Origin of the sequence: Bradyrhizobium sp. 21, assembly GCF_023073335.1 — a bacterium.
Taxonomy (GTDB): Bacteria; Pseudomonadota; Alphaproteobacteria; order Rhizobiales; family Xanthobacteraceae; genus Bradyrhizobium.
Window position 1 is genome coordinate 817,658 of sequence record NZ_JADPJG010000002.1, and the last position, 13,496, is coordinate 831,153.

The 13,496-nt window shown below is 64.0% G+C and carries 11 protein-coding genes and 1 pseudogene; 3 read left to right on the forward strand and 9 right to left on the reverse strand.

Going from position 1 to position 13,496, the window contains the following annotated elements; translation table 11 throughout:
* The first annotated feature begins 2 nt into the window (after positions 1 to 2).
* Positions 3 to 521 (forward strand): DUF2059 domain-containing protein, encoded by a 519-nt coding sequence (locus IVB31_RS03670; protein ID WP_247318621.1) that lies wholly within the window; start codon positions 3 to 5, stop codon positions 519 to 521.
* A gap of 46 nt (positions 522 to 567) precedes the next feature.
* On the forward strand, positions 568 to 1,956 hold the full coding sequence (gor, locus tag IVB31_RS03675) for a glutathione-disulfide reductase (protein ID WP_247318624.1): 1,389 nt from the start codon (positions 568 to 570) through the stop codon (positions 1,954 to 1,956).
* A 51-nt stretch (positions 1,957 to 2,007) separates the two neighbouring features.
* On the opposite strand, the gene IVB31_RS03680 is transcribed toward gor, so the two are convergent.
* From IVB31_RS03680 to IVB31_RS03720, 9 genes and pseudogenes are all read right to left on the reverse strand, one after another.
* A complete protein-coding gene (locus IVB31_RS03680; protein ID WP_247318626.1) occupies positions 2,008 to 3,651 on the reverse strand; it encodes a porin in 1,644 nt (547 codons plus the stop codon).
* A 227-nt stretch (positions 3,652 to 3,878) separates the two neighbouring features.
* Complete coding sequence (locus tag IVB31_RS03685; RefSeq protein WP_247318628.1) at positions 3,879 to 4,262, reverse strand: hypothetical protein; 384 nt, start codon at positions 4,260 to 4,262, stop codon at positions 3,879 to 3,881.
* A 265-nt stretch (positions 4,263 to 4,527) separates the two neighbouring features.
* Positions 4,528 to 4,749, reverse strand: a pseudogene (locus IVB31_RS03690) (glutathione-dependent formaldehyde dehydrogenase); the annotation flags it as partial.
* A gap of 37 nt (positions 4,750 to 4,786) precedes the next feature.
* Positions 4,787 to 5,926, reverse strand: a complete 1,140-nt coding sequence (locus IVB31_RS03695) for a glucuronate isomerase (protein ID WP_247318630.1) — start codon at positions 5,924 to 5,926, stop codon at positions 4,787 to 4,789.
* A 612-nt stretch (positions 5,927 to 6,538) separates the two neighbouring features.
* Positions 6,539 to 7,765, reverse strand: a complete 1,227-nt coding sequence (locus tag IVB31_RS03700) for a carboxylate-amine ligase (RefSeq protein WP_247318632.1) — start codon at positions 7,763 to 7,765, stop codon at positions 6,539 to 6,541.
* 21 nt (positions 7,766 to 7,786) lie between these two features.
* The gene (locus IVB31_RS03705) at positions 7,787 to 8,614 is read right to left on the reverse strand and encodes a class II glutamine amidotransferase (RefSeq protein WP_247318634.1); all 828 of its coding nucleotides are present in this window, start codon (positions 8,612 to 8,614) and stop codon (positions 7,787 to 7,789) included.
* A gap of 92 nt (positions 8,615 to 8,706) precedes the next feature.
* The gene (locus IVB31_RS03710; RefSeq protein ID WP_247318635.1) at positions 8,707 to 9,333 is read right to left on the reverse strand and encodes an FMN-binding negative transcriptional regulator; all 627 of its coding nucleotides are present in this window, start codon (positions 9,331 to 9,333) and stop codon (positions 8,707 to 8,709) included.
* Positions 9,334 to 9,407: 74 nt separating this feature from the next.
* Positions 9,408 to 10,874, reverse strand: a complete 1,467-nt coding sequence (locus tag IVB31_RS03715; RefSeq protein WP_247318637.1) for a PLP-dependent aminotransferase family protein — start codon at positions 10,872 to 10,874, stop codon at positions 9,408 to 9,410.
* 169 nt (positions 10,875 to 11,043) lie between these two features.
* Positions 11,044 to 12,792, reverse strand: coding sequence for an MOSC and FAD-binding oxidoreductase domain-containing protein (locus tag IVB31_RS03720; protein ID WP_247318640.1), 1,749 nt, complete (start codon positions 12,790 to 12,792; stop codon positions 11,044 to 11,046).
* 168 nt (positions 12,793 to 12,960) lie between these two features.
* Here IVB31_RS03720 and IVB31_RS03725 point away from each other — a divergent pair, with 168 nt between their 5' ends.
* Positions 12,961 to 13,341: a nuclear transport factor 2 family protein gene (locus IVB31_RS03725; RefSeq protein ID WP_247318644.1), complete on the forward strand. Its 381-nt coding sequence runs from the start codon at positions 12,961 to 12,963 to the stop codon at positions 13,339 to 13,341.
* The last annotated feature ends 155 nt before the right edge of the window (positions 13,342 to 13,496 follow it).

Genomic DNA, 13,496 nt, shown 5'->3' on the forward strand with positions numbered 1-13,496 from the left:
GAATGACGAGCTTTTTGAGATTCTTGCCGGCCGTGACCCTCGCTGTGGGACTGGCCCTCTCGGCTGCCCCGGCCGTCGCCCAGCAGGCGGCCCCGCCGAAATCCTCGCCGGCGGCCATCGCGGCGGCCAAGGAGATCCTCACGATCAAGAACGCCGGCGCGATGTACGCCAACGCCGTGCCAGGCCTGGTCGAGAAGACCAAGATCGCGCTGATCCAGCAGAACCTCAACTACCAGAAGGAACTCACCGACGTCGCACAGGTCGTCGCCCAGCAGCTCAAGGGCCGCGAAAGCGAGATCGGCGAAGGCATGGCGCAGGTCTATGCCAGCGAGTTCACCGAGCAGGAGCTGAAGGATCTCGTCACCTTCTACAAGTCGCCGCTGGGCAAGAAGCTGATCGATGCCGAGCCGCGCGCCATCGGCCTGAGCATGGCCTTCATGAACTCCTGGGCCCAGAATTTCTCCGAAACCGTGATGGGCAACTTCCGCGCCGAGATGCGCAAGCGTGGCAAGGAAATCTGACAATACCTATCTGATCGGGAGTTCCTGAAAGAGGTCGGGGTGGACAATGGCTGAATTCGACGTCGACCTCTTTGTCATCGGTGGCGGTTCGGGCGGCGTGCGTGCCGCCCGCATCGCGGCCGGCTACGGCGCCCGCGTGACGATCGCGGAAGAGTACCGCATGGGCGGGACCTGCGTGATCCGCGGCTGTGTGCCGAAGAAGCTGTTCGTCATCGGCTCGCACTTCCGTCACGAGCTCGAGGACGCCGCGGGTTTCGGCTGGACCGTTCCGCCCGCGACCTTCGACTGGCCGACGCTGATTGCCAACAAGGACAAGGAGATCGCGCGGCTGGAGGCGGCCTACACCGCCAATGTCGAGAAGTCGGGCGCGCGCATCGTCAAGAGCCGCGCGGTGATCGAGGACAAGCACACCGTCCGCCTGCTCGAGAACGACCGGAAGATCAGCGCAAAATACATTCTGATCGCGACCGGCGGCGCGCCCAATCACGGCGCCTCGATTCCCGGCATCGAGCACGTAATCTCCTCCAACGAGGCGTTTCACCTCAAGAAGCTGCCGAAGCGGATCGTGATCCAGGGCGGCGGCTACATCGCGCTGGAGTTTGCCGGCATCTTCGCCGGCTTCGGCTCCGACGTCACCGTGATCTATCGCGGCGACAACATCTTGCGCGGCTTCGACGAAGATGTTCGCACGCACGTCCGCGCCGAGATGGAGAAGCAGGGCATCACCATCCTCTCCGGCTGCACGGTCGCCAAGGTCGATCGCCACGGCGAGGAATTCACCACGCATCTGTCGAACGGATCGAGCATCGCGTCCGACCAGGTGATGTTCGCGATCGGCCGCCATCCGGCGGTCGCCAATCTCGGCCTGGAGAAGGCCGGCGTCGCCATCAACCCGAACAACGGCGGCATCGCGGTCGATCATTTCTCCAGGAGCTCGGTCGACAGCATCTACGCGATCGGCGACGTCACCCATCGCTTCAACCTGACGCCGGTCGCGATCCGCGAGGGTCATGCGTTTGCCGACACCGTGTTCGGCAAGCGCGAGGTGCAGGTCGATCACGCCACCATCCCGACCGCGGTGTTCTCGCAGCCGGAGGTCGGCACCGTCGGCCTCACCGAGACCGAGGCGCGCGCGCAGTTTGGCCACGTTGATATCTACAAGACGACCTTCCGTCCGATCAAGGCGACGATGTCGGGCCGCGATACCCGCGTGCTGATGAAGCTCGTGGTCGACGGCGCCTCCGACCGCGTGCTCGGCTGTCACATCGTCGGCGATGCCGCCGCCGAGATCACGCAGGCGGTCGCGATTGCGGTGAAGATGAAGGCGACCAAGGCCGATTTCGACGCGACGTTCGCGCTGCATCCGACCGCGGCCGAAGAGCTGGTGACGATGCGCACGCCGACCGCGCGCCACGTGCGCCAGGCGGCGGAGTAGGAGTTTGAACAACGGGGACCCGCGACCGGCTCCCCGTTGTATTCTCTCTGATCAGAAGTCGAACGTCATGCCGGTCGTGACGGCTTCGGCCTTGTTGCCGGCAACGACGTTGTTGTTGGCGTCGCGCCCGCACACACCGTAGCCGTGTCCGCTCACACCGAGGCAGTAATGTGCGCCCGGTCCGTTCCGGAGATAGCTGCCCACGAGGTACCAGCTCACAAATGGACTGAAATGGTACTTCACGCCGAGGGCGTACTGGTCGGCGCTGGAGTTGACGCTGTTCAGCGCGAAGTCCGCGGCACCGGCTGGAGCAGAGACCGGAACACCTGCGACCGGATAGGCATTAAGGACGCCCGTGCCCGGCGAGCCGGGCGAGGCGTTGGCGTGCGCCCAGGAGGCGCTGACGTCCCACTTGTCGACCGTCTGGGTCGCGCTCAGGAAGTAGCCATCGCGCGAACGCTCGTTGAAGGCGGCCAACGTATTCTCGCGGCGCATGATCTCGTAGATTCCGTAGAGCTGGAGGCTGCCGATCATGTCGTTGAACTTGTAGCCCGCACCGAATTTTGCCGCCCATTCGTTCGCGATGCCGACAGATCCCGGCGGCACGACCAGCACGCCGCCATTGCTAAGAGGCGTCACCGCCTCGTCGCCCGTTCGGTTGGTCCCTTCGTGGAGTTCGTAGGCGGCAACCGCGGTGAACGGCCCCTGGTTGTAGATCAGCGATGCGCTGTACAGGTTGCCGTATGAGCCGTCGGTGCAGCCTTCCGGCGCGGATGTGAGCGGGAAGCCCGAACCGCTGCCGCGCGACGAGGTGGCGGGGCAGTTGAAGTCACCGAGCGCGAAGTCGCTGTTGTCCTTCGCCGTGTTCTGTCCCGGCGAGATCATGACGGTGGCCTGGAAGCCGTTCCACACCGGCGATTCATACCAGATCGCATGCGCGGCGCGCCAATCGAATTCGGCGCGAAGATCGCCCCCGGTGTTGCCCATGATCGAGTTGTAGTCGCCGAGCGTGGCCGAGAACGGATCGAATCTCGCCGTGGCCTTCTTGTAGGGAGTGTCGGCCTTGCCGGCCTTGATCGTGCCCCAGGGGCTTTCCATCCCGAGGAAGCTGTCGCGCGTGCCGAACGCCGCGCGTTCGGTCGGAACCGCTGCGACCTCGACAAGCGACTCGAACTGCGCGATGGCCGCCCATCCGGGATAGCCATAGGGATCGAGGTTGTGCCGGGCGCGAACGCCAAAATAGGTGAGATTGCTGGAGACGCCGAACTTGGTGCCCTGGTCGTAGACGCCGGCGTTGAAGATGTCGCCCGAGAGATCGACATGGCCGTAGAGCGTCACGGTCGTATTGTCGATGAACGGATTGCTTCCGGGCGCCTTGCTGTAGAGCGGAGCGCCGCCGATGCTGACGACGGTATGCTCGGGTGCAGGTGCGGGCGACGGCGCGACCGCCGCATGCAGAACGGGGTTGCCCTTGGGTGATACCGGGGCGATGGCGGTCACCGCGGCCTTCGACTCTCCGATGTGATTGACGCGTTCACGAAGCTGCGCGTTCTCCTTCGCGAGCTTTGCGTTGTTGCGCTCGAGTGCATCGAGACGCGCGACGACGTCGTCGATGGTCGCAGCTCGCAGCGGTTGACTGATTGTGGTTGCACAAAGGGCTGCGAAGCCTGTGCCGAGCAGAAAGGCCTTCCTCATGTCGTTTCCCCTTCATCGCCGCGGGCTCTCTGATGGGCCCGGGATAAAGAGGAACGTATGGTATGCCAGATGCCATATACAAATGCATTGGTGTCCAGCCGGTCGCTTTTCGGATGAGTGTGCCCAAAATACAACTATTCCTGATAAAGTGGTGTGCGCGGCGATCTGCCGCATTGCGGGGCATGCACGGTACGCAGCCAAAAAGCCAATTGCTTTCAGGGCTTGCCTCAATTGCCCCAGAGCTTTTCGCCGCGGCCGAGGCGGCTGGCGATGTCGGTCTGGAACCCCGGCGGTCCGAACGCGAACCACTCGTCCCCGATCTGGTAGACGAGCAGCCGCCTGTTTTCGGCGCAAAATCTCGTCAGCCAATCCAGGGCCTTCTTCTTCGGCTGCTCACCGACCGGCACCGCGACATCGACCGACAGGCCCCGCCAGAAGAAATTGGCGGCCAGCATGATCATCCTGGATTGGTCCGGCCGCATCCAATCCGGCAGTGGGCTGGAGGCGACCAGCCAGCCGCAGGTGAATTCGCGGCATGGATGCTGCGGGCGCTCAGGATAGATCGAGCACCGATGCGCGATGCTGAACGGGCACGGTTGGCCTTTGCGCACCTTGTGCCCGCGCACCTCGATTTGAAGCCAGCCATCACAGCAGGCGGTGCACGTTCCGCAGGTTCTGGTGATGGCGGGTGTCACTAACGAAGCGGGTGCTCAAGGCGCATGTCGATGACCTATGAACTACCAGTACCGCTTGCAGACGGAAAGACCCTCAGCATAGGGGGACCTGCTTTGGCGTAAGACTGGCGCCAATCGCAGATTTCAATGCTGCGTTTCCGGCGCGGCGCCAGGTTGGATGACGGGGAGGGACATGTCCTGTTTAGCGCCCAGGTGGCATGACGACCTTGATAACGCCGGCTTCTTTGTCGCGGAATTTTTGGTACATCTCCGGCGCATCTTCGAGACTTGCGGGATGAGTCACTACAAAGCTGGGGTCGATTTCACCCTCGATGATCTTTGCGAGCAGCGGTTTGGTATAGGCCTGAACGTGGGTCTGCCCGGTCTTGATCGTCAGTCCCTTGTTCATGACCGCGCCGAGCGGGAATCATGCATTCCGGGGATTTCGGGAGACATGTTCCTTACTCGTACAGATACCCGACCGGCTTGCCCTCGGTGCGCAGGGGACGAACGTCCTTCTGCGTGATGATCTGGCCTGCCAAGCCGTCGATCTCGTCGCGTTGCGTCGGCGTCCAGCCGCGAAGGTCATTCATGCCCTTGAGAAGACCGAGCCGGAGAACTTGCGTGTTCTCGCCGATTCCGACCAGGCTTGTCGCGTTCTTGCCCGCCGTCACGACGTCGCCCGCCGCGAGCTCGAAAGTTTCACCGGCCTTGTTCCTGAATTCGGCCGTACCGCGGATGACGCGATAGATCACAACCTCGCCCTTGGCCAAACAGGTGGCGTCCGCTGCAGCCGATGTGCTCTTCGCCAGGAGCGACTGGCCACGCGGGTCGGTTGCGATGATATGGCCGGTGACGAGATGACCGCTCGGAATTTCGATCCCGATATCGCGCACGTAAACCAGCGTGGGCGATTTGATGGGGCTATCGGTGAGCGGCTTGAAGAGCGCATCCAGCGCCAAGGGGTCCTGAAGCCAGAAACCGGCATCGACCGGGCGATCGTGAAGAGGGTGGCTCCAGGCCACACGCGGCGTCTCGGCTTCGTTGATCTGATCCGGACCGACAATCGTGGGGTTCGGAAAGGTCGTTGGATCGGTGATGAAAGCTTCGAGGAATTTGCCGGAATAGCCCATGGAAATCGGATCCGGCACCACCGTCTGCGGCGTCTGCAGGTTCTCTTCGGTCGACAGGCCCGACCAGGTGTAGAACAGCTGGCGGTGAACGATCGCGCTCTGCAGCATCACCGCGCCGGGGCCGACATTGTAGAAGCGCCCGTCATAGTCGAAGGTGAACGCGCCCGAGGTGACCAGAACGAGCTGAAAGCCGCCCGGTGGCAGATGAAGATGGAAATCGGTCGGACCGGTGTCCGGCAGGTAGATCGGAAGGTTTGTCGCGACCTCGTGGAGGAGGAAGGTTTCGTTGTTGGCGTGAAAGCCCTCGTTGGCGCGATTGTAGAGGGCCTGCGGCCGGTACGTCGCCTCGAACTTCGCATTCCGGTCGCGATCGATCGCCACGAAATCCTGAGCGTTGAGGCGGAGGGGCGCGCCGTCCGGGCGGGTGAGGCCGGTGAATTTGAGATCGCCGGCGGCATGCACGTTCATAGCATTCTCCGATCTGGCCGCTCATCCGGGCTTTGCATCCGGTTCTTTGCATCCGGGCTTGGGGCGCACGCACTTGCTGCTCCAATTCACGGGAGAGCAGGGAATCAGGCCTGATGCCGCCTTGCGAATTTTGGGCCAGTCGGGGTGTCGGGCGGCGTGCGGGCTGTTCGGCTCGACGCCACGCGAAGAAAAATCGAGATTGCACCTGAGGTTAGATGACACGCTTCGCCAGCCAGCCTGGCCCTTTTCGCCAAGCCGCGATTCCGGTGACGAGACGTGACTTGTCTAATTTGTCGGCATCCTGGCGCGGACGTGCAGCCGCGCCGACCAGAAAATCCCAGTGGCCGGGTGTCTGAAGCCGTTCACTCGAACGACCGACGGACGGTGACCTCGGGCTTCCCGGACGGGCTGTCAGCCCACTTTGCCATATCGACGGCGCGCGCGTCGATGAGTTCGCACCACAGGCAGCTGAGCTCCGGGCGACCTTTGGCCGAGAGCATCGGAATGAGTCCATGGCCGCAGCCGGCGCAACAATTGACCCGATTCATGCTTCTCTCCGCAGACCTCAAGAATTCAGGAACGACATTCTCGCTCCCGAAGCTTGCGCGGGCGCTATGACGGCGCAGTGACGCTTGCGGCCGGAGTGCTCGTCCCCGAAATTGTCGCCTGTGCGATCCAGCGCGAGACGGCTCCGATGTCCTCCGCATTGTCGCGGAAGGCGCGAAGCTGGAATTCAGCCGAGCTGCCACGCTCCACGATGGTCCGGCAGTGCTCGACCTCGGCGGCGCAGTTCAGCGCGGCCGCGTCCTCGGCGATGTCGTCGATCACGCGGGAGAGCAGCTCCGCGATGGTGACCGGCCCGTCCCTGGAGGCAAAGATGCAGTCGGTGCCGTAGCGCTGGGCGCGCCATTTGTTCTCCACCGCAATTGCGCGTTCGACCGCGGTGACCTCTTTCGACAGATGAGGCCGCAGGTAGAGATAACGGGTCAGGCAGCGGTAGAGCGAGGCAATGGCTACGGCGTCGTCGACGATGGTGCAGGTGTCGGGCGCGCGAAGCTCCAGCGTCGGGTGCTTCATCGAGGGGCGCATCGCCCACCAGATGTGGCTCTCATCGGGGATCACGCCGGAGCGCTGCAACGCGCCGACATATTCGTCGTAGTCCTGCCTGCCCTCGAACAATTCGGGCAGGCCGGTGCGCGGCAGCTCTGAATAGGCGGCGAGCCGGTAGCCTTTCAGTCCGGTCTTGTGCGAATTCCAGAACGGGGAGGAGGTCGACAGGGCGATCAGCAGCGGCAGATGCGCCAGCATCGCCCGCATCACCGCCATGCGCTTTTCGGGATCGGGCAATTGCACGTGCACATGCATGCCGCACATCATGTTGCGATGGCCGATGCTGCGCAGATCCTCGATCATCTCCTCGTAGCGTGGCTTGGGGCTCGGCTGCGACATGCGCCAGACTGCGGTCGGATGCGTGCCGCAGGCCATGATCACGAAGCCGTATTGTGCCGCGACGTTCGCGACTTCGCGGCGCAGGAAGCGAAGCTCTTCGCGCGCGTCGTTGACATCCACGTGAACGTTGGTGGCGACCTCGAGCTGGGATTGCAGCATCTCCCGCATCGCCTGACCGCCGGTCGACCAGCTCGCCGACTCAAACAGCTCATTGGGAGTCTGGATCGCGACCTCCAGACTGCGGCGATCGGCGAGGAAGTATTCCTCCTCGATGCCGAACGAATATTCCGCAGCCTTGCCGCGCCCGCCGGCCGAGCGAATGACGAGGTGCTGCCTGTCCTCGGAGGAATCGAGCCGCAGCAGTTTCAAAACGTCTGAAGCCAATGTCATCGTGCCCACCCGGCCAAGGCCTTACCTGCGGGCGATAATCCTTCTGACAGGGGCGGGTTCCGCGCTGGACCCACCGGAAATTGCAAGGTCGAACGGAACAATTTTCGCGCTTTCGGACGCGCGCGCGACCAGGGCGTGATTCGGGGGCACTTCCGTCCAGTCCGTCTCCTTGTCGAACGGCTCGGACACGACGATGACCTGGCCGCCGGCCTCGCGGAAATACAGCGTGTTGGCGGCATCGTTGACCGCAATGCGAAAGGCATAGAGATCCCGGCCGTTGGCGATGGCGCTGGTGAAGCGTAGCCGCTCACGAAGCTCGCCCTCGTTGACGAGGCCGACGAGGGCCTGCAGCACGCGCCGGGTTGCTCCAAGCGGATCGGCATCGAGACCCGCGCCCATCATGGCGAGGAACACGGCTTCCGAATCGGTCGTGCCCAGCCGCGAGGGGTAATAGGCGTCGGGGATCAGCGCCTCGACCTTGCGCCGCAGGCGATTCCAGCTGCCGACGAATCCGTTGTGCATGAACATCCACTGGCCGCAGGCAAACGGATGACAATTCTGCCGCGTCACGGCCGTGCCCGTGGCGGCGCGCACATGGGCGAAGAACAAATGCGAGCGCAGATGGCGGCAGAGGTAGCGCAGATTCTCGTCCGACCAGGCGGGGCGTGTTTCACGATAGAGGCCGGGCTCCGGATGCTCGCCGTACCAGCCCAGGCCAAAGCCGTCGCCATTCGACCCCGCCGTCGACTGGAGCGAGCGGATGCTTTGCGCGATCAGCGAATGCTCGGGCTCGGTGACATAGGGTTCGAACGAAGTGGTCTCGCCCCGGTATGCGATCCAGCGGCACATAGGGATCCTGTCAGGAGATGCTTGCTGAAATGTATCAACGAACCTGACAGGACGATGGTTCCCGACAGCGAAGGTCGGGAACCAGGTGGCCACTACACCGGAACCGGAATCAACAGCGCAACCTCGCGATCAGCTGCGTTCTCGCTCGCTGCGAGACCTCGTGCGACGCCGACGCGGTCGGCCTCGGGGCGGTTCTGGCTCATCTTGCGCTTGCCTTCGAACCGCACGACTGGAATGCGCACGCCGACGATTCCGCGCAGCTGCGCCGCGATGAAATCGGCGGGGGCATCCGTAACGGCCCACGGCTTGGCCCGCGATCCTTCGTGTCTGTTCGTGAGCCGCGTTACGACGTCGAGCAGGCGCTCGGGCTCCTGGAAAAATTCGACGGGGCCGTAGGCATGCACCGCGACGTAGTTCCAGGTCGGCACGACCTTTTCGGTCTCCTGCTTGGTCGCGTACCAGGATGGCGTCACATAAGCGTCGGGACCGCTGAAGATCGCCAGCGCATCTCCGATCGGCGGCAGCTTCCATTGCGGGTTGGCTTTCGCCACATGTCCGTACAGCACGCCATGCTCGCCTTCGCTCTCATCGAGAAAGAGCGGCAGCGGCGTGGCGACCGGGCCTTCGGTGGTAGCCGTGACCAGACTGGCGAGGCGGGCGCCGCGGATGGTCGCCCGGATGCTCTCGATGTCGTCTTTGAAGGCGGGAGGGATGTACATGGTCTATCTCCGGTGTCGGTCTGGAGATAGCCGGAATCTGGCCTGCAAGAAACTGCCAGTTAGCGTCTATTTGATCAGTCCAGTTCGGCGACGGCCTGTGCGAGAAGCCTGCAGCCGCGCTCGATCTGTGCGACCTCCAGTGCCGAATAGCCCATGACGAGGCCGACCGTCTTCCGCGGTCGACGAGGTCCGACGAACAGTGCCGAGACGGAATAGATGCCGACGCCCTTTGCATGGGCCGCCTTGATCAACGCGTCCTCACGCTTCTGCGGCAGCTCATCGAACCACGCCACGACATGCAGGCCTGCGGCCGTGCCTTCGATCCGGACGCGATCCCCGAACCGGCGGCGAAGCGCGTCGAGCAGCGCCTGCTGGCGTTCGGCGTTGCGCCGACGCACGCGCCTGATGTGGCCGTCATAGGCGCCGCTTTCGAGCATCGACGCGAGAGCGTGCTGTTCGATCAGCGGCGTGTGCCGGTCCATGATCTGCTTGGCGGCGGCGAACACGGATCGCAGGGCGGCGGGCACCACCAGATAACCGATACGCAAGGTTGGGGAGAGCGTCTTGGAGACGGTGCCGAGATAGATCACGTTGCCGCCGCCATCCAGCGCGTGCAGCGGCGGGATCGGCCTGGTGTTATAGCGATACTCGCTGTCGTAATCGTCCTCGATCACAAAGGCGTCGTTTGCCCTGGCCCAGGCCAGCAATTGGTGCCGGCGTCCGATCGGCATGACGCCGCCCAGCGGATATTGGTGCGACGGCGTGACATAGGCGAGGCGGGCTTCGACGCCATCCAGCCGCGCTGTCTCCAGTCCATCCGCGTCAACGGGAATCGGGATCGTCTCGGCGCCCGTCGCCGCAAAAGTATGCCGCGCCATCTGATAGCCTGGATCCTCCATCACGAAGCGGTCGCGGGCGTCGAGCAGCAGGCGCGCGCAGATGTCGAGGCCCTGCTGCGAGCCGTTCACGACGACGATCTGATCGACCTCACAGCGGACGCTGCGCGATCGCCAGAGATAGCCCTGAAGCGCGGTCCGCAGCCGCAGAGCGCCGCAGGGATCGTCATAAGCCAGCCGCTCGGGCTTACGGGCCATCGCAGCAGTCACGGCCTTTTTCCATGCCCGCACCGGGAAATCCGACGGCGCGAGCTCGCCGTAGCGGAAGTTCGCGACGAGGCCGCGCGGCGGCTCGGTCCAACGCGGCGGGTCTTGAAGCAACCGTTCCCCGAAGTCCGACAGCCGCACCTTCCGCGCCGATGGCCGCGACACTACGCGCTTGCGTCCCCGTTCGACGACGGCGCGAGCCACACGCGGCCGCGCGCCCCGGTGTGTCTCGATGAAGCCTTCGGCGGTGAGCTGTTCGTAGGCCACGGTGACGGTCGAGCGCGCCACGCCCATCTCACCGGCCAGCGCGCGCGAGGACGGCAGCAAGCCGTCGATCCCGTACACCCGCGTCATGATCTGATCCCGCAGGGCTTCGTAAATCTGGCGCGCACCCATGCGGTCGGCACGGGGAGCGGGTTTGCTCTTCATCTGGATCATCCACATTCCAACGTGGCATTCGCCCGAGCGGACGACGTCGGAATGTGGTTCTAATCCCGTTCGCCGAGAGTTTCGAGTAAGCCTTGCCGTAGGGATGAAAATGCTTTGCGGCCCTGGTCGCACAGCGCCCTGAGGCCGGGGCACCGTCTCGCATCATGAGTCTCCACTTTCACAGATCAATCACGACATCGCTTTGGGGCCGTGAGCAGCAGATCAGGACGTTGCCGTCCGCCGGTGGATCGAGCGGATCCGGCGCATAGTTGACCGCCCCCGCGATCAGCCCGCTCTCGCAATTGTGGCAGACGCCGGTCCGGCACGACCAGCGCACGGGAACGTCGCACGCCTCGGCCAGCTCCAACAGGCTGGCATAGGATGGTCCCCAGCAGACATTGAGGCCACTGCGGGCGAACGAAACCATCGGTCCGGGGCCGGGGGTGCCGACCGGCGCATGCGCGCGCGTCGGAGGCGCAGCAGCGATGCCCGGTGTCAGCGATGGCTTGCTGCCGAACAGCTCGGTGTGGATGCGATCGGGCGGGACGCCCAATGCAGCGAGGCCGGCGGTGAGATCGCTCATGAAGGCGGCGGGGCCGCAGAGATAGAAATCACCGTCATGTGGTACATCGAGCTGTTCGAGCAGGCGCCGGTCCAGATGTCCGGCGGTGTCGAAATCGACTCCGGGACGATCGGCCGGATCAGGTACGCTGAAGCAGACATGGCTGTGATGGTGAGCGAGCCCCGCCAATAGCCCGCGCGCCTCGGCGGCGAACGGATGTTCGCGGCCGTTGCGAGTGCCGTGCAGCCACCAGACGTCTTGCGTTGCGACTTGCGCAGCGAGCGCGTGGAGCATGGCGAGCACCGGCGTCACGCCGATGCCCGCGCTCAGCAGGACGACGGGCCGGGCCGCCGGTCGTAGCGTGAAACTGCCGCGTGGCGCGCCGAGCTCGATGACGTCGCCAGTCTTGAGCTCGTCGGCGACATAGAGGCTGGCCGCGCCGTGCGTCTCCCGCTTGATGCTGATGCGGTAGGACGCGGCGTCGGTGCGGCGCGACAGCGAATAGCTGCGCGTCATCGCAGACGGGCCGAGCCGTACGACCACGAACTGACCGGGCAGGGCGGCCGCTACGGGCTGTCCATCGGCGGGTTCGAGGATCAGCGACGTCACGTTGCCGCTTTCCGCGATCTTGCGCGCCACGCGAAAGGAGCGGAATCCGCGCCAGGCGGGAGCTGGGCTCGCCGACGGTCCAAGCCCGGCGTTTCCCACGGTCTTATTGTCATTCTGCTGCTCGAGCAGCGCCTCGAAGGATCGCTGCCAGCTGCGGCTCAGCGCCGGAATCCGCTGCGCGCGCTCCAGGCGTTCGCGCGGATGCGGCGGCATGTAGAGCAGCGCATTGATCTCGAACACGCTCATACGCTCGGGCCCGGCTGCGACCTGATTGATCTCGTCACCGGCCTCGACGTCGCCTTCCTCGATCACACGGAAATAGAATCCGGGCCGGCCGTGTCTGACGAGCAGCGCTGCCATGTCCGGCTCGTCCATGCGAATGCCGAGCCGATAGCAGGTGACGCGCGGCTGCGTCACTTCGAACAGGGCAGAGCCGATCCTGTAGCGGTCTCCGATGCACACGTTGGTGTCGGCGAGGCCCTCGACCGTAAAGTTTTCACCGAACTGGCCATGGACGAGGTTCGATCGACCGAGATGCTCCTGCCAGTATCGATAGGATTCGTCCTGATAGACGAATACGGCACGATGTTCGCCGCCATGACCGGCTGTATCGCCCTGGCCGTCGCCATCGATGTTGAGCCGGCGCACCCTGCGCGGACCTGTGACCTGTGCCTTCCAGATGCCGGTGTGGACGGTCCGACCCTGCCAGGCGATGTCGCGCGGCAGGCCGACATTGACCGAAAGCAGACGTGCCATTGCGTGTTCCCAATCTCTCTGTGCGGCTCTGCCACATCCTTGCATCCGGAGGGCGTTTTTGGCTCGTTAGTCGTTGTTAGAGGTTGCGAGCAAGTCTTGTCACCGGCGGCCTGCACGCCGATCTGAAATGGCGTAACGAGAACGCAGTCGGGACAACGGGAGATCACGATGGATGATCAGGGCAAGCTGGCCGCGCTCCAGCGCCATTGGGACGCCTCGGATGCGAACGATTTCGAGGCCGAGCACGATATCTATCGCGAGGACGCGGTGCTCGACTATCCGCAGTCCGGCGAGCGCATCCGCGGTCGCAGCAACATCCAGCAGAGCCGGTTCGTGCAGCCGAACAAGAAGCGCTTCACGGTTCGGCGAATTGTCGGCGGTAACGATCTCTGGGTGAGCGAATTCGTGCTGAACTATGACGGGGTGCCCTCTTACGTGGTGAGCATCATGGAGTTCCGCGACGGCTTGGTGGCGCACGAGACGCAGTATTTCGGCGACAGGTTCGAGCCGTCGCCCTCGCGGGCGCATCTTGTCGAGCGGGTGGGGTAATACACGGAACCCGATGCGGCGGCTGGTCGCAGCCTCGTCGCCTTGATTCCGACGGCCCCACCTTTATGTGTGAAAGGAACAAGAATCCGGGCCCCTCTGGCGAGGACGCCGACGCTGTCGGCAAAACCTCGTGATGTCGGATGACCTGTCCCGCG

What these genes read in the sequence shown, in the direction of transcription:
- IVB31_RS03710 (WP_247318635.1), bottom strand. Translation starts at nt 9,333, where the DNA reads ATGTACATCCCTCCCGCCTTCAAAGACGACATCGAGAGCATCCGGGCG.
- IVB31_RS03720 (WP_247318640.1), bottom strand. Translation starts at nt 12,792, where the DNA reads ATGGCACGTCTGCTTTCGGTCAATGTCGGCCTGCCGCGCGACATCGCC.
- IVB31_RS03715 (WP_247318637.1), bottom strand. Translation starts at nt 10,874, where the DNA reads ATGATCCAGATGAAGAGCAAACCCGCTCCCCGTGCCGACCGCATGGGT.
- IVB31_RS03695 (WP_247318630.1), bottom strand. Translation starts at nt 5,926, where the DNA reads ATGAACGTGCATGCCGCCGGCGATCTCAAATTCACCGGCCTCACCCGC.
- IVB31_RS03680 (WP_247318626.1), bottom strand. Translation starts at nt 3,651, where the DNA reads ATGAGGAAGGCCTTTCTGCTCGGCACAGGCTTCGCAGCCCTTTGTGCA.
- IVB31_RS03670 (WP_247318621.1), top strand. Translation starts at nt 3, where the DNA reads ATGACGAGCTTTTTGAGATTCTTGCCGGCCGTGACCCTCGCTGTGGGA.
- IVB31_RS03725 (WP_247318644.1), top strand. Translation starts at nt 12,961, where the DNA reads ATGGATGATCAGGGCAAGCTGGCCGCGCTCCAGCGCCATTGGGACGCC.
- gor (WP_247318624.1), top strand. Translation starts at nt 568, where the DNA reads ATGGCTGAATTCGACGTCGACCTCTTTGTCATCGGTGGCGGTTCGGGC.
- IVB31_RS03700 (WP_247318632.1), bottom strand. Translation starts at nt 7,765, where the DNA reads ATGACATTGGCTTCAGACGTTTTGAAACTGCTGCGGCTCGATTCCTCC.
- IVB31_RS03705 (WP_247318634.1), bottom strand. Translation starts at nt 8,614, where the DNA reads ATGTGCCGCTGGATCGCATACCGGGGCGAGACCACTTCGTTCGAACCC.